Origin of the sequence: Nonomuraea spiralis (assembly GCF_014648435.1) — a bacterium.
GTDB lineage: Bacteria > Actinomycetota > Actinomycetes > Streptosporangiales > Streptosporangiaceae > Nonomuraea > Nonomuraea spiralis.
Genome location: NZ_BMRC01000034.1, coordinates 24,791 through 39,483, shown reverse-complemented (window position 1 = coordinate 39,483; position 14,693 = coordinate 24,791). Strand labels below are relative to the sequence as shown.

General features: G+C 72.0%; 17 protein-coding genes. 11 read left to right on the top strand and 6 right to left on the bottom strand.

All coding sequences use genetic code 11. The features are described from left to right. The first annotated feature begins 20 nt into the window (after window positions 1-20). A complete protein-coding gene (locus IEZ27_RS45905) occupies window positions 21-806 on the top strand; it encodes a hypothetical protein (protein WP_189653008.1) in 786 nt (261 codons plus the stop codon). Next, on the top strand, window positions 803-1,366 hold the full coding sequence (locus IEZ27_RS45900; RefSeq protein ID WP_189653007.1) for a hypothetical protein: 564 nt from the start codon (window positions 803-805) through the stop codon (window positions 1,364-1,366). Before IEZ27_RS45905 ends, IEZ27_RS45900 begins: the two co-directional genes overlap by 4 nt. Window positions 1,367-1,421: 55 nt before the next feature. Here IEZ27_RS45900 and IEZ27_RS45895 read toward each other — a convergent pair whose 3' ends face one another. From IEZ27_RS45895 to IEZ27_RS45880, 4 genes are read right to left on the bottom strand one after another with little or no spacing between them, the layout of a single operon-like run. Continuing rightward, the gene (locus IEZ27_RS45895; RefSeq protein WP_125636854.1) at window positions 1,422-2,168 is read right to left on the bottom strand and encodes an amino acid ABC transporter ATP-binding protein; all 747 of its coding nucleotides are present in this window, start codon (window positions 2,166-2,168) and stop codon (window positions 1,422-1,424) included. A 29-nt stretch (window positions 2,169-2,197) separates the two neighbouring features. Then, on the bottom strand, window positions 2,198-3,106 hold the full coding sequence (locus IEZ27_RS45890; protein ID WP_229824945.1) for an amino acid ABC transporter permease: 909 nt from the start codon (window positions 3,104-3,106) through the stop codon (window positions 2,198-2,200). A 2-nt stretch (window positions 3,107-3,108) separates the two neighbouring features. Further along, a complete protein-coding gene (locus IEZ27_RS45885; protein ID WP_189653005.1) occupies window positions 3,109-4,065 on the bottom strand; it encodes an ABC transporter substrate-binding protein in 957 nt (318 codons plus the stop codon). A gap of 13 nt (window positions 4,066-4,078) precedes the next feature. Further along, window positions 4,079-5,641 (bottom strand): amidohydrolase, encoded by a 1,563-nt coding sequence (locus IEZ27_RS45880; protein WP_189653004.1) that lies wholly within the window; start codon window positions 5,639-5,641, stop codon window positions 4,079-4,081. A 116-nt stretch (window positions 5,642-5,757) separates the two neighbouring features. Here IEZ27_RS45880 and IEZ27_RS45875 point away from each other — a divergent pair, with 116 nt between their 5' ends. Beyond that, entirely contained in the window at window positions 5,758-6,633 is an 876-nt protein-coding gene (locus IEZ27_RS45875; protein WP_189653003.1) for a LysR family transcriptional regulator, read from the top strand. Window positions 6,634-6,743: 110 nt separating this feature from the next. Further along, window positions 6,744-7,919: an amidase gene (locus IEZ27_RS45870; protein ID WP_308427359.1), complete on the top strand. Its 1,176-nt coding sequence runs from the start codon at window positions 6,744-6,746 to the stop codon at window positions 7,917-7,919. A gap of 60 nt (window positions 7,920-7,979) precedes the next feature. Here IEZ27_RS45870 and IEZ27_RS45865 read toward each other — a convergent pair whose 3' ends face one another. After that, entirely contained in the window at window positions 7,980-9,020 is a 1,041-nt protein-coding gene (locus IEZ27_RS45865) for an Lrp/AsnC family transcriptional regulator (protein WP_189653001.1), read from the bottom strand. Between the two features lie 99 nt (window positions 9,021-9,119). Between IEZ27_RS45865 and cuyB the strand changes: the two genes are divergently transcribed. The 7 genes from cuyB to IEZ27_RS45830 all read left to right on the top strand — a co-directional run bounded on the left by cuyB (window position 9,120) and on the right by IEZ27_RS45830 (window position 14,172). After that, window positions 9,120-9,839, top strand: coding sequence for a cysteate racemase (gene cuyB / locus IEZ27_RS45860; RefSeq protein WP_229824944.1), 720 nt, complete (start codon window positions 9,120-9,122; stop codon window positions 9,837-9,839). Between the two features lie 173 nt (window positions 9,840-10,012). Beyond that, on the top strand, window positions 10,013-10,165 hold the full coding sequence (locus tag IEZ27_RS45855; protein WP_185844766.1) for a hypothetical protein: 153 nt from the start codon (window positions 10,013-10,015) through the stop codon (window positions 10,163-10,165). A gap of 103 nt (window positions 10,166-10,268) precedes the next feature. After that, complete coding sequence (locus tag IEZ27_RS45850; protein WP_189653000.1) at window positions 10,269-11,255, top strand: MvdC/MvdD family ATP grasp protein; 987 nt, start codon at window positions 10,269-10,271, stop codon at window positions 11,253-11,255. Beyond that, window positions 11,252-12,220, top strand: coding sequence for a TIGR04500 family putative peptide maturation system protein (locus IEZ27_RS45845; RefSeq protein ID WP_189652999.1), 969 nt, complete (start codon window positions 11,252-11,254; stop codon window positions 12,218-12,220). Before IEZ27_RS45850 ends, IEZ27_RS45845 begins: the two co-directional genes overlap by 4 nt. An 88-nt stretch (window positions 12,221-12,308) precedes the next feature. Then, the gene (locus IEZ27_RS45840; protein ID WP_189652998.1) at window positions 12,309-13,616 is read left to right on the top strand and encodes an SMI1/KNR4 family protein; all 1,308 of its coding nucleotides are present in this window, start codon (window positions 12,309-12,311) and stop codon (window positions 13,614-13,616) included. A gap of 131 nt (window positions 13,617-13,747) precedes the next feature. Next, window positions 13,748-13,945, top strand: coding sequence for a hypothetical protein (locus IEZ27_RS45835; protein WP_189652997.1), 198 nt, complete (start codon window positions 13,748-13,750; stop codon window positions 13,943-13,945). A gap of 110 nt (window positions 13,946-14,055) precedes the next feature. Then, entirely contained in the window at window positions 14,056-14,172 is a 117-nt protein-coding gene (locus IEZ27_RS45830) for a bacteriocin (protein WP_189652996.1), read from the top strand. Window positions 14,173-14,178: 6 nt separating this feature from the next. Here the strand turns inward: IEZ27_RS45830 and IEZ27_RS45825 are convergent, their stop codons facing one another. Then, window positions 14,179-14,619: a PaaI family thioesterase gene (locus IEZ27_RS45825; RefSeq protein WP_189652995.1), complete on the bottom strand. Its 441-nt coding sequence runs from the start codon at window positions 14,617-14,619 to the stop codon at window positions 14,179-14,181. Window positions 14,620-14,693: the final 74 nt, after the last annotated feature.

The following is a 14,693-nucleotide window of genomic DNA, read 5'->3' as shown; positions in this document are numbered from 1 at the left end:
GGGACGGGGAGAAGATGGGCGTGAACGAGACGAGGACCCGCTGGGTCCTGGGCAGGACGGGGGCGACGCTCGCCCTGAGCGCGTTGCTCGGCTGCGCGCCGGGCACCGCCGACGCGGCCGACCTGAGCGCCGCCGCGGCGGGTTACGTCGTGCAGGGCAGGGTGGTGAACTCGGCGGGCCAACCGGTCGAGGGCGCCAAGGTCGTGGTGAAGGACCGGCGCTACTACAACAGCGACATCGTGCTGCTCAGCGACCGCGACGGCGTCTACCGGTCGCGACTGCCGCGCGAGCCGTCGTCCTGGGTGGTCAGCGCCTCGGTGACGCGGCAGTTCCACGGCAAGCAGTACACCTTCGACCTTGAGCCCTCCTCGACCGCCTCCTTCCGGGCGAGCGCCGGCGGCGTACGGAACTTCACCTGGCGCGTCACCGGCAGGCGGCCGGGCGCCGACGGCCGCTACTACGGCGGCCTGGTCGCCACGAACCTCTGGTTCGAGAACCTGCCCGAGAACGTCGACCAGGACAACGTACGGCTGACGATGACCCCGGTCGGCCCGCTGATCGACGGCAGCAAGGGCAAGGTCGTCTCCGGTCGCAAACCGGTCTACACCGACAGCGGCTGGGCGGTGGTCGACGTGCCCTTGGGGCGGTACCGGATCAGCGCGACCTACCGCTCGGCCACCAGCGGCCAGGTCTACCCGTTGCAGATCAAGCTGACCGGCAGCGCGGCCTTCGCCTCGCAGGTCACCGCCGACTTCGAGCAGAGCGGCACCAACCAGCGCATCAGGCTGGAGGTCAGGTTCGCGTGAGCCCGCGTTCGCGTGGGCGGGCCGCCGCCGGGCTCCTCGCCCTGGCCGCGGTCGTGGTGGCGGTCGCCCTGGCGGGCTCGTTCGGGCATTACGCGGTCTTCGACCATCCGGTCCTGCTGGGCGCCGTGGCGGTGAGCCTGGTCGTCGTCTCCGGGGCGCTCGCGTTCGGCGGCGGCCTGCGCGGGCCCGCCGTCGCGCTCGTGATGATCTGGGCGACGGTGGGCCTGGCCGGCGCCGTGAACGGCACACGGACGCACACCGTCATCCCCGGCCCGGCCGGCAGCGGGCTGGAGGTGCGGGTCCTGTACGACGATTGGATCGTCCCCGACTGGACGCTCGTGGTCCGCAGGAACGACGGCCTGCTGACCCGCGAATGGCCTTTGACGGAGAGCTTCAGCACCGAGCACGACGACGGCTTGCCCGTGGTGACCTGGATCGACCCCTCACACGTACGCCTGGACGACCGCCCGGGGGACGACCGGGGGGCGTGGGGCGGGCGGACGGTCGTCCTGGACCCCCGCTCCGGCCGGGTTCGTACGGTTCAGCGCGCGTTCCGGTGAGCGGAGGCCCGGCGGCCGGGGGTGGGGCTGCCGGGGGCCTCGCGGACGGAGGTCGTCAGGAGCGGTTCTCCGGGCTCAGGACGCTGGACAGGAACGCCCTGGTGCGCTCGTGGCCGGGGTTGGCCAGGAGCTCGGCCGGTGGGCCGCTCTCGACCACGACCCCGTCGGCGAAGAAGGCCAGCCGGTCGCCGACCTCCCTGGCGAAGGCGATCTCGTGGGTGACCACGACCATCGTCATGCCGTCGGCGGCCAGGCCGCGCATGACCTCCAGCACCTCGTCCACCAGCTCGGGGTCCAGCGCGGACGTGGGCTCGTCGAACAACATCAGCTCCGGGCTCATCGCCAGCGCCCTGGCGATGGCGACCCGCTGCTGCTGGCCACCGGAGAGCTGGTGGGGCCGCTTGTGCGCGTGCGCGGCCAGGCCCACGCGCTCCAGGTGCTCCATCGCCGTCGTACGGGCCCGCTCCGCCGACACGCCGAGGACGTGGACGGGGGCGCAGGCCACGTTCTCCAGCGCGCTCTGGTGGGCGAACAGGTTGAACCGCTGGAACACCATGCCGATCCGGCGGCGGAAGACGGCGAACTCCTTGGGCGTCCACGGCCGGTAGCGGCCCTCGCGCAGGCTGTGCCCGACCTCCTCGTCGAGCACCCGCAGGCTGCCGCCGAGCACCTGCTCCAGCCCGTTGACGCAGCGCAGGAACGTCGACTTGCCCGACCCCGACGGTCCGATGACGCAGCTCACCTCGCCGGGGGCGACGGTGAAGTCCACGCCGTTGAGCACCTGCGTGTCGCCGTAGCCCATGCGCACGCCCGTGGCGTGCACGACGGGGCTCACGCCGCCGCCTTGGGCAGGATCCTGGCGGCCAGCCCGCCGCCGCGGACCAGCCGTACGGCCTCGGAGCCGAACCGGCGTTCCAGCCTGCCCTGAAGGAAGGTGGCGACGGCGGTCATGAGCATGTACCAGAGGCTTGCCACGATGAGCAGCTCCATGATCAGGTTGTTGGCCTTGTAGATCTGGCTGGCGTTGGTCATCAGGTCGTGCCCGGCCACCACGTAGACCAGCGAGGTGGTCTTCAGCATGGAGATGAACTCGTTGCCGGTGGGCGGGATGATGATGCGCAGCGCCTGCGGCAACACGATCACGCGCATCCGCTTGGCCGGGGTCATGCCCAGCGCGTACGCGGCCTCGGTCTGGCCGTGGTCGACGGCCTGGATCCCGGCGCGTACGGTCTCGGCGAAGTACGCCGCCAGGTTCAGCCCGAGCCCCAGCATGGCCGAGGTGAAACCGGTCATGACCAGGTTCGTGTCCCACTTGACGCCGATCATGGTGAACGGGACCTTGAGCACCAGCTCGGGGAACAGGAAGGCCAGGTTGTACCAGAAGATGAGCTGCACCAGCACCGGCGTGCCGCGGAAGAACCAGATGTAGAGCGTGGCCAGCCCGCTGAGCACCGGGTTGTGCGACAACCGCATGATCGCCACGACGACGCCCAGCACCAGACCCAGCACGGTCGCCAGCACCGAGATCTCGATGGTGACCCAGATCCCGGCGAGGATGCGGTCGTTGAACAGGTACTCGGCCACCTTGCCCCAGTTGAGGCGCGGGTTCACCACGACCAGGTAGACCAGCCAGCCGGCGATCGCCGTCACGACGACCGCGGCCAGCAGGCGGCCCCAGTGCCGCGTCCTGGCGACCGGGATGTGCTCTCCGGAGGGCCCGGTGAAGGGCTCCGTGCGCATGGTCACTTACCGCCGTTGATCACTGCGGACTGGACGGCCAGCTTGTCCAGGTTCCACGCCTTGAGCAGATTGGCGTACTCGCCGCTGGCGATGAGGGAGTCCAGGGCGCCCTTCACCGAGTCGATGAGCTGCTTGTCGTCCGGCTTCATGCCGATTCCCCACGGGCTCTCGGTCCCGTCCAGGGACAGCGCCTCGACCTCCAGCTTGGGGTCGGCGGCCTTGCTGGCGGCCACCACGTAGTCGGTGATGGTGGCCTGGGCCCGGCCGCCGGTGACCTGGATCAGGGCCTCCTGGTCGCCGGGGAACTTCAGGACGTTGACGGCCGGCTTGCCGTCCTTCTTGCAGTCGGCGTCGTACTTCTCGGCCAGCTCCATGGACGAGCCGTTGTCGACGACGGAGACCGTCTTGCCGCACAGGTCGGCCGGGCCGGAGATCTTGGCCGGGTTGCCCTTCTTGATCAGCATGCCGGCGCCGGCCTGCACGTAGTCGACGAACGTGACCTGCGTCTGCCGTTCCGGCGTGTCGCTCATCGAGGAGATGACGAAGTCGTAGCGGCCGGTGAGCACGCCGGGGATCTGGGAGTTGAACTCCTCGTCGGCGATGGTCACCTTGGCGCCGAGCTTCCTGGCGATGGCCCTGGCCAGGGCGGGGTCGAAGCCGATGGCCGTCTTGCCGTCGCTCGCGTACACCTCCATGGGCGGGTAGCCGACGGACGTGACGACCTTCAGCCCCTGCGACTTCAGGCGGGCCGGCGCCTTGGCGGCCAGGTCCTTGTCCGGGGTGATGGCGTTGATCACGTCGGCGGCCTTCTCCTCGGTGGGAGCCTGGTCGAGCGTGACCGCCGCGGTCTCGCCGTCCGCGGGGGCCGCGGCGCCGCCGTCCAGGGACTGGGCGCCGCAGGCCGTGGTGGCGGCCAGCAGGGCGCCGGCGGCCAGGGCGGTGATGGTGCGGATCTTCACAGGGGGTGCTCCTTCAGGGTCGCTGCCAGCGGACTTCGCCGCCGACGACGGTGGTGAGAACCTGGGTGCGCAGCACCGCCTGAGGCGGTTCCAGGTAGGGGTCTGTGTCCACGGCGATGAAGTCGGCCAGCATGCCGGGCGCGAGAACGCCCTTGCGGTCCTGCTCGCCGGCCGCGTACGCGGCGCCGAGGGTGTGCGCGGTGATCGCCTCGGCCATGCTCAGCCGCTGCTCGGGCTGCCAGCCGCCGGCGGGCGTGCCGTCCTGCCGGGTACGGGTGACCGCGGCGTACAGGGCGGCCCACGGGTCGGGGCTCTCCACCGGCGCGTCGGAGCCGAAGGCCAGCGCGACGCCGGCGTTCAGCATGCCGCGCCAGGCGTAGGAGGCCAGGTCGTGCCCGGCCAGCAGCGAGTCGACCAGGGCGATGTCGGTGGTGCAGTGCACCGGCTGCATCGAGGCGACGACGCCGAGCCTGGCCATCCTGGTCAGGTCCTGGGGACGCAGGTGCTGGGCGTGCTCGATGCGGTGCCGCAGGCCGGACGTGGTGCCGATCGCCTCGTAGGCGTCGAGGACCAGCCGGTTGGCGCGGTCGCCGATGGCGTGCGTGGCGACCGCGATGCCGGCCGCCGCCGCCGTGCTGAAGATGCGTACGAGGTCTTCGTACGGGGTGACCGCGATGCCGGTGTTGTCGTGTTCACCGGCGAACGACTCGTGCATGTGGCAGGTGTGCGAGCCGAGCGCGCCGTCGCTGAACACCTTGACCGGCCCGGTGCGGACCCAGTCGTCGCCCTGGCCGGTACGGCGGCCCTCGGCGATGGCGGCCTCCAGGGCGACCGTGGGGATCGCCTTGTGCACGCGGATCTTCAGCTCGCCGGCGTCGCGCAGCTCCAGGTAGGCGGCCCGGCAGTCCTCGCCGTCGATGTCGTGCACGCTGGTCAGCCCGAACGCCAGCAGCTCCTCCTGACCGGCGCGCAGTAGGTCGCGCAGGTCGCCGGAGACCATGAGAGCGCGCAGCGGGTACGACGCGGACTCGCGCAGGATGCCGGTGGGCTCTCCGTACGCGTCCCTGACGATCTCGCCACCCACCGGGTCGGGGGTGGAGGCGTCGATCCCGGCCATCCGCAGCGCGGCGGAGTTGGCCCAGACGGTGTGGCCGTCGACGTTGGGCAGCGCCACGGGCAGGTCGGGGCAGACCGAGTCGAGGGCCTTGCGGTCGGGCTGGACGGGCGGGTTCCAGATGTTGCTGTTCCACCGGCCGCCGAACAGCCACGCGCCCGGCCGCAGCTTGGCCGCGTGATCGGCCACCTTGGCCAGGGCCTCGTCCAGGGAGCGCACGTCGCGCAGGTCGACCGCGCCGAGGCTCTGGGCGTACTGGGCCGTGTGGATGTGGGCGTCGTAGAGGCCGGGCAGGACGGCGGCACCGTCGAGGTCCACCAGCTCGGCTCCCGCGCCCGCCGCCTCGCGCACCTCGGCCTCGGTGCCGACGGCGACGATCAGCTCGCCGTCCACGGCCATGGCCTGGGCGGCGGGGGCGCCGTTGGTGCCGGTGCGGATGGCGGCGTTGCGATATACGCGCATGTCATGGATCTCTCAGGGGTTCGGGTGGGGTGGTGCGGCTCACTGTAGAAGTGGCGAAAAGAAGTAGGAAGCGATATAAACACGACATTTAGCGCCGCTGAGAACAAGGAAAGCTTATGCTCAAGCCAGAACATCTGCGTACGCTGCGTGAGGTGGTTCGTCTGGGGTCGTTCGCGGCGGCCGCCAATCGGCTCGGTTACACCTCCTCGGCCGTCTCCCAGCAGATGGCCGCGCTGGAGCGCGAGACCGGCGTGCGGCTGTTCGACCGCTTCGCCCACAGCGTGCTGCCGACCAGCGCGGCGGAGGTGCTGGCCAGGCAGTCCGAGACGGTGCTCGCCGACATCGAGCGCATGGTGGCCACCGTCCAGGCGGTCCACCGCAACAGCGAGCCGCAGATCCGCCTCGGCCTGTTCCCCAGCTTCACCGACGTGCTGGCCGGCGTGATGCGGGACATGGAACCGGAGGACCGGGCCGGGATCCGGCTGTCGGTCGCCGAGTCCTCCCAGCTCATCTCGCGTCTGGGCAGCGGCGGCGACATGGACGCCGCCGTGGTCTACCAGGTGGGCAACACCGGGTTGTCGTGGCCGTCGGTGTTGTCCAGGCGGTGGATCGCCGAGGACCGCTACCGGCTCGTCCTGCCCCGGCTCTGGCCCGACCTGTCGCCGTACCGGGCCGAGCAGCTCGTCGACCTGCCGTGGATCATGCACCACCCGGCCAGCAGCGACGCCACGCTCTTCGAGGCCCTGTTCGCGCACTGGCGCCTGCACCCGCGCGTGGTCTGCCACTCCGACGACTTCAAGATCACGCTGTCGCTGATCGGCGCGGGCCTGGGCGCTGCCCTCATCCCCGACCTGGCCCTGCGCGGCCATGGCGAGGACGTCGTGGTGGTCGACGTACCATGGCTGAACATCAGCCGCAGCATCTTCACGCTGGTCCACCCCGACCGAGAGAGCGCCCGCCTCCAATGGCTGCTGGACGCGCTCACCGTCTGAACGCCCTCTCGACGCGGCCACGACCGATCTGCCAGCATGTGCCGGATCACCCCCGGGCCGCGACCACCTGGCGTCGCCGTGCCCGCGCAAGGCTAAGGAGCTCTTCCACCGTGGAACGCGAGGCGGCGATCGCCCAGTCCGCCGAGGCCATCCGCCTCCACAGCGGGCACCACATCCTCATCGAGGCCGGGCCCGAGCCCGTGCTCGACCGGCTCGGGCGCGCGGCCCGTCCCACGCCGGACGGCCCGCTGCGCGACTGGACGTACGTGGTCAAGGACATGATCGACGTGGCCGGCCTGCCCACCACCCGCGGCTCCTCCCTGTACGGCGCCGAACCGGCCCTGGCCGACGCCCGCTGCGTCGAACTGCTGGACGAGGCCGGGGCACTCCTGGTCGGCAAGGCCAACCAGCACGAGTTCGCCTGGGGCGTGACCAGCGAGAACCCGCACTGGGGCGACGTGGGCAACCCGCGCCACCCGCACCTGACCCCCGGCGGTTCGAGCGGCGGCACCGCCGCCGCGATCGCGGCCGGGATCGCCAGGTTCGGACTCGGCACCGACACCGGAGGCTCGGTGCGCATGCCCGCGGCCTGCTGCGGCGTGGTGGGACTGCGCCCGCGCTCGGGGGCCGTACCCGCCGCCGAGGTGGCGGGGCTCGCGCCGGCCTTCGACGTGGTCGGCCCGATGACCGCCTCGGTCGCCGACTGCGCCCGCGTCTGGCAGGCGCTGACCGGCGAGGTCGTCGGGCCGCCGGACTCGCTGGCCGGGCTGGTCGTGGGGGTCGTGGAGGGATGCGCCCAGGCGGACGACTTCGCCGAGCTGGGCGCGCGGCTGCGGGAGGCCGCCCTGCCCGCCGAGGTGCTGGAACCGTACTGGACGATCGTGGGGGCGCAGGCACGCCGCACGCACGAGGGCACGTTCCCTGCCTGCGCCGCGCGCTACAGCCCCGGCGTACGCGCCAAGCTGGAGGCGGCGGGCGGGATCGGCCACGAGGAGTACCGGCGGGCCGTCGAACGGCTGGCGTCGCTCCGGGACGACTTCGCGGCGGCCACGACCGGGATCGACCTGCTGGTCATGCCGACGCTCGGCGGTCCCGCGCCCCGGACCGGCTGCGACGAGGCGGCGGTGCGCGGCGAGACCGGCCGGATCACCGCGACGGTGTCGGCGCTCGGCCTGCCCGCCCTGGCCGTCGGCGACCTGCAACTCGTCGGCACGAGCGAGGCCGCCGTGCTGCGCGCCGGACTGTGCAGGGAGTCCCGCGGCGGCACGATCCCCGAGCCACGCTGATCAGGCGCCGAGCCGCTGTCCACGCTGATCAGCCGCCGGGCCGCTGTCCGGCCACGCTGATCAGGCGGCCCGCGGCAGGCTCCACGGGTCCACCGGGACGACCTCGGCACAGCGGCCGTACGGGTCGAGCAGCCGGCCGTACAACTTCGACTGGCGCAGGACGATCTGCCGGTCGGCCACGCTCACGTGCGGGAAACGTTCCTCCAGCCGTACCACCAGCGGATGCAGGTCGGCCACGCCGTGCAGGCCCACGGTGAGCAGCATGTTGCGCGGCCCGGCCAGCGCCGCGCACGTACGCGTCTCCGGCCAGCCGAGCAGCGCGCGGCCGGTCTCCTCCAGCAGCGCGTCCGGCATCCGCAACCACAGCAGCGCGGCCGAGTGCCAGCCCGCGTGCGAACGCGCCAGGTCGCAGCGGAAGTCGAGGTCGCCGGTGGCCACCAGCCTGGTCAGCCGGCGCTGCACCGTACGCTCTGACGTGCCCACCGCCCTGGCCAGCTCGGCGTAGGGGGCGCGGCCGTCGGGCAGCAGGGCGGTGAACAACCGCCGGTCGATCTCGTCCATCTCCCTGGTCGACTCCGGCACGCCCGGCCGCCTGGCCAGCGCGTGGGCCGTACGCGGCGGCAACACCCGCAGCCGCCACCGGCACGACGCCTCGAACACGCGCGTGGCGACGTGGGTGCGTACCTTGGCCACTCCCGGCACCCGCGGCAGCGCGGTGAGCACGTGGTCGGCCAGGGCGGCCATCGAGGGGGCCACGGCGATCACGAACAGGTCGTGCCCGGCGGCGACGTGCTGCACGGTGATGAGGTGCCGCTCGCGCGCCAGCGTCGCCGCCACCTCGGCCGCCGCGCCCGCCGCGCAGTCGATCTCCAGGAACGCCATGCTCAGCGCGTGCATCTGCCGGGGGCCGAGCGCGACCGTGGTCCACGCCTCGCCGGTGCTCGTGAGCCGCTGCCAGCGCCGCGCCGCCGTCACCGGGTCGGCCCCGACGGCCGCCCCGACCTCCACCCAGCTCGCCCGCGGGCTGATCTGGAGCGCGTCGATGAGTTCGAGGTCGGACTCGGCCAGCAGCGGCGGCGGCTCCACGCCGGAATCCTGCATGGCTGCTCCTCGAATGTCTGATTGCTGCGTTCTGGCGGTCGGGACACCCTATACCGCGATCCTGAGCCGAACCGACGTCACCCGAAAGGAAGATCACCGATGATCCCGCTCGGCCGGGCCAGGATGGTCGGCGTGCTGGGCGGCATGGGCCCGGCCGCCACCGTCGACTTCTACGGCAAACTCGTCGAGGAGACCGCGGCCTCCAGCGACCAGGAGCACGTCCCGGTCGTGATCTGGGGCGATCCGCGTGTCCCCGACCGGTCGATGAGCCTGCTCGGACGTGGCGAGGACCCGACCCCGCACCTGCGGCGCGGCATCGGGGAGCTGCGGCGGTCCGGGTGCGAGGTGCTGGCGGTGCCGTGCAACACCGCGCACGCCTTCGTCCCCTCCCTCGCCGAGGAGGCCGGGCTCGAGCTGGTGAGCATCGTCGAGGTCACCGCCGCCGCCCTCGCCGCCGACGGCGTCCGCGCCGCCGGGCTGCTGGCCACCACCGGGACGCTGCGCGCCGACCTGTACGGCCCCGCGCTGCGCCGCCACGGCATCACCCCGTTCGAGCCGGACGAGCCCGGCCAGCACGAGGTCATGGCCGCCATCGCCGCCGTCAAGAGCGGCCGCGCCGGCCGTGAGCACGGGGAGGCGCTGGCCGCGCAGGCCCGTTCGCTGGCCGCGCGGGGCGCGGGGCGCGTGGTGGCCGCGTGCACCGAGGTGGTGCTCGCCCTGGACCCGGCCCAGGTCCCGGTCCCCGTGGTGGACCCCGCCCGCCTGCTGGCCCGCGAGGTCGTCCGCGTGGCCCTGAACGCGGAGCCGGCCCGCGCCTGACCCGCCGTGGGGTGGGCGAACCGAAGGGTCGCCTCACCCGCCTCTCAAGTCACTCAAGCCACCTCCAAGTCACTTTCAAATGGCGAATGGTGAGCTTTGTCCCGAGCTGAGGGCGTGTTCGCACGCCCGCGAGCCGGGGGGCTCGCAGCTCACGTTGAAGGGAGGTAAAGGCCATGAGCAAGAAGATCGTGAGTCTGGACGATCTCAATGACGAACTGGCGGTGATCGACGAGGTCGACCTCGGCCTCGTCTCGGGTGGCATGCGGATGCAGCGCTGCTACGGCACGAACGGCAACCCGCCCACCGACTGGGTCTCCGACTACTAGAGACGACCAGCTGAAGACGATCTACTGAAGACGATCCGCTGACGAAGATCGCCGTCGCGTGGGAGGGAACGTCTGGTTCCCTCCCACGCGGCTGGGGGGACACGTGCTACTGATTCTGAGCGAGCCCGGCGACGCGACCGTGGAGATGGTCCTGCCCAAGCTGAAGGCCCGGGGCGCGGACGCCCTGTGGTGGGATCCGGGCGACTACCCGTCCGCCGCCCGGCTGACCGCGCGCTTCGGGGCCGACGGGGACGAACTGTTCCTGACCAGGGATGGACAGGTCTTCGACCTCTCCACCACGACGGCCGTCTGGACCCGGCGTCCCGGCCGCCCGCGTGCCGCCGAGAACGTCACGGCCGCCGACCAGCGGGAGCGCGTGGAAGAGCTCTCGGAGTGGTTCATGGACGGCTTCTGGGACCTGCTGGACGCGCGCTGGCTGCCGGCCCGCCGGCCGGTGTTGCGCAGGGCGCACAACAAGCTGGTCCACCTGGCGCTGGCCCGGCGGCTGGGCTTCGCCGTACCGCGGACCGTGATCACCAACGACCCGGCCGAGCTGGTGCCCGCCTACGAACGCGCGGGCGGGCGGCTGATCGCGAAGGCGATGGAACACACCCCGTTCGAGATCGACGGCGGCACGCACGCCGTCTACACGACCGTGGTGGACCGGCGGGCCCTCGCGGGCCGGAGCCTGCTGGCGCACGAGCCGGTCATCCTCCAGCCGTACGTCGCCAAGGCGGTCGAACTGCGGGTCACCGTGGTCGGACGGCAGGTGTTCACCGCAGAGATCGCCTCGCAGGACTCGCCGCGCACCCGCGACGACTGGCGCCACTACGACTTCGCCCGCGCCCGCCACAGCGTGCACCGCCTGCCCGACGACGTCGCCACCCGCTGCGCGGACCTGGTCGCCGCGCTCGGCGTCTCGTTCGGGGCGATCGACCTCATCCTCACCCCCGACGGTGAGTACGTGTTTCTCGAGATCAACCCCAACGGCCAGTGGGCCTGGATCGAAGAGCTGACCGGCCTGCCCATCAGCGACGCCATCGCCGACTGGCTCACGGCCGAAGAAGCCGAAGAAACGGACGCGCAATGACTCAACTCTCCCTCGGCCCGGCCCTCGAAAGCGGCGTCAACCTGCTGCGCGGGCTCACCCGCCGGCGTACGGCCGTGGAGGCGGCCCACCGCACCGCCGCCGCCTGGGCCGAAGCGCATCCGCTGCTCGAAGCGCAGCTCGTGACCAGTCCGCGTCCTGGATCGCCGGTCGTCGACTACGACCTGCTGATCGACGACCCGTCGGGCGGCACCATCATGCTCGGCGTGCAGGGCGACGACGGCACGTCCTGGCTGGTCGACCATTCGACCCACTGGGCCGCCGGTTATGTGCTGACCGTGGACGGGACGCACGTCTCGGTGTCCGAGGCGATGCTCATGCTGCGTTCGCTCACGCGTCCCGGGTTGTCGCCGCAGGAGGAGCTGGTCCGGTTCTGCGTCCTGCGGAACGCCGCCGAGCGTGAGGACATCGGGCTGGCGGAGATCCAGGCCGCCGCGGACGGCTTCCGCAGGCGGCGCGGCCTCACCAGCCAGGCGGCGATGCTGGAGTGGCTGGAACGGATGGGCATGAGCGCCGAGGCGTTCCACGACCACATGACCCTGACCGCCAAGGACCAGCGGTTCCGCGCGAGGAAGCGCGCCGAGCTGGCCCCCGCGTACCTGGACGGCCATCGTGACCGGTTCGCCCAGGTACGGGCCATGTGGGCGCTGTCGGACGAGCCGATCGAGGCCGCGGAGCTCGACGGCTCCCTCGGTGACCGGTGGGACCTGCGGCTCACGAGAGCCCGGACCTGGGCCGGCGAGCTGCCCGTACCGCTGCGGGAGGTTCCGGCCGGCGGGTCGGCCGGCCCGGTGCCGTACGAGGGTGGTTTCCTGACCGGCCGGGTCCTCGACCGGCAGGAGGCCGTGACGGACGACGCCACGATCGAGGCCGCCGGCGCGGCCGCCTTCGAACAGTGGCTGGCCGACGCCGCCCGCGAGGCGCGGATCACCTGGCACTGGCTCTGACCTGGGCGGCACAACCCGTGCCGCCCCTCTTGGCGTGATTCGCCAGGAGATGTCGGCCTAGTTCGGTACTCTGCCGCAGGTGCGGCGGATGATCCCCTCTCGACACTTATGGTGGGCCCTCTCGGCGGCGGTGGCCGCGACGGCGGTGGCCGCGACGATCCTGCTCGCTCGCCGCTCACGACAGCCCACACCCCCCGAACGAGCCCGGCCGCCTCTGGACCGGGACCGGCCGGCTTCGGAGCGGGATCGGGACCGGTCGGCCTCGGGCCGGGACGCCGGGGCGGCGGGCGGCGCGGCCGGGCACGCGGCGCCGTGGCCCCCCACCCCGATCCTCGGAACACCGACGGCACGGGACATCGAGCGCTACACCACCCACTCAGCGACCTTCGCCGACGCCCCCGCCGCCCTCCGCCGATGGCTGAGGCCGAACGACTCCGCCACCCGCCGCCGACGCCGGTGGGCCGTGGCGGGGCTCGCGCTCGCCGTGCTGGCGGGAGGTACGCAGGTCCTGGAGGCGGCGGTGTTCTCCAAGGGCGGGGACTACCTGACCGAGCTGGGACTGGAGAACTGTGCGCGGATCTACCCCGACGCCGCCGTCCGCTGCGTGGCGGACGTCGAATCGGGCGCCGACTCGGACATCCAATCGGACACTGTCGGCGAGTGGGGACTGGGCGTCGGCTGGGCACCGGACACCGAGCCGATGCCGGTCGAGACGGGCGAGGTCACCGAACCGCAGCAGACGCCGCTCGTCCCGCGGACGGCGGCGTCCGACGCCGACTGCCACCCCCGAAGGGCCGAGCCGCGCGTACGGAAGATCGACGCGAAGGTGACCCGGGCGGTCAACCGGCAATGGCGGCGCATCGAGACGTGGCTGAAGTCCAACGCCCCCAAGAGCTACCGCACGCTCGGCAGACCGGGCAAGGCCACGACCATCGCGGTGGCCGAGGCCCAGATGGGCCTGTCGTTCCCCGACGACCTGCGGGCCTCGCTGCTGCGGCACAACGGAACCGTCATGTCCGACGCCCCCTGGGCCTTCGGTTTCCTGGGCTACCTGGACGAGGACGTACGGGGGATCCGGGACACCTGGCGTGACCTGTGCGAGAGCGACGACATCGACGAGGTGGAGAACGGCGACCCGCGTACGGACTGGTGGGACGGCCGCATGATCCCCGTCGGCTACGACGGCTCCGGCAACCACCTCGTGATCGACTCGGTACGCCACGACGTCGGCGAGACCGACAACGAGGACATCATGAACTTCACGCCCGGCGACCTCCGCATCCGCTCCTACTACGCCCTCCTGAAGACGACCGCCGACGCCCTGGAGAACGACGGCACCATCGGCTACTGGAAACCCAAGGCAGTAGCCGGCGAACTGACCTGGAACATCCTCTGACCCCACCAAAAGCCCACCAAAGCCCCCGGCAGCCCAAGCCCCCGAAGCCCGCCGGACGGGCCCATCGACAGGAATTATCCGGAGATCTGCGCCCGTCGTGGCAGATCGCCCTGGCCGCCGCCGCGTACCTGGTGGCGATCTGGCAGGCGGCCCTGGTGATCATGTCGGCCGACGTCGGCGCCGGCCTCGCGCTCGTCCTGTTCAGCGGCCTGATCGCCTATCCGGCGGCGGCCTGGGTGACCATGCCGCACGTCTCCGTCCGCACCCGGGTCCTCACCATCGGCGCCGCGCTCGGGCTCTTCGGCGTCGCCTCGCTGCTCGTTCAGTGACCCCCGAGTCCGTACGCCGCCCGCCCCTGGAGATCAGCAAGACGTCGCCGAGTGCCTCCTGCGACCTTGAGTGAGCACATCTCACCACGAGAAAGAGGGGGACACCCGACATGAACGACTTCGGAACCGGCGCCCGCGAGCTCGACGACGACGAGCTCGCGGCCGTCAACGGCGGCATGTGGGCCAACTACGACTGGCGCGACGCCGTCATCGACGCCCTGCCGTAACCCGGCTCACCGGCCGACGGCCCGGACGATGACGGTCGCGGTCGCCGTGGCCACGAGCCCGCCCTCGGGGTCGAGGAGTTCGCCCGCGAGGAAGCACACGTCCTTGCCGCGCCTGACCACCCGCCCCCGCCCGACGAGCCGGCCGGGCCGCGCGGGCCGCAGGAACTGCACGTGGAGGTCGAGGGTCGGCGCGAACCGGTCCTCCGGCAGCGTCGCCACCAGCGCGGGCCCCAAAGTGTCGTCGAGCATCGCGGCCAGGAAGCCGCCCTGGATCACGCCGACCGGGTTGGTGAACTGCTCGCCCGCCGCGAACGCCACCTCGATCGTGCCCGCCTCCGGATCGACCGCGACGAGCTCCCAGCCGAGCAGCGCCGCCGCGGGCGGTGGCGGCGCCTTGCCCGCCAGCATGTCCCAGAACATCCCACGCCTGCCCGCGTCCGCCGTCATGCGCCCCATTCAACAGGCGCCCACCGACAATCCGATCAGGTCCCGGGCAGTCCGATCAGGTCCCGAGCAGTCCC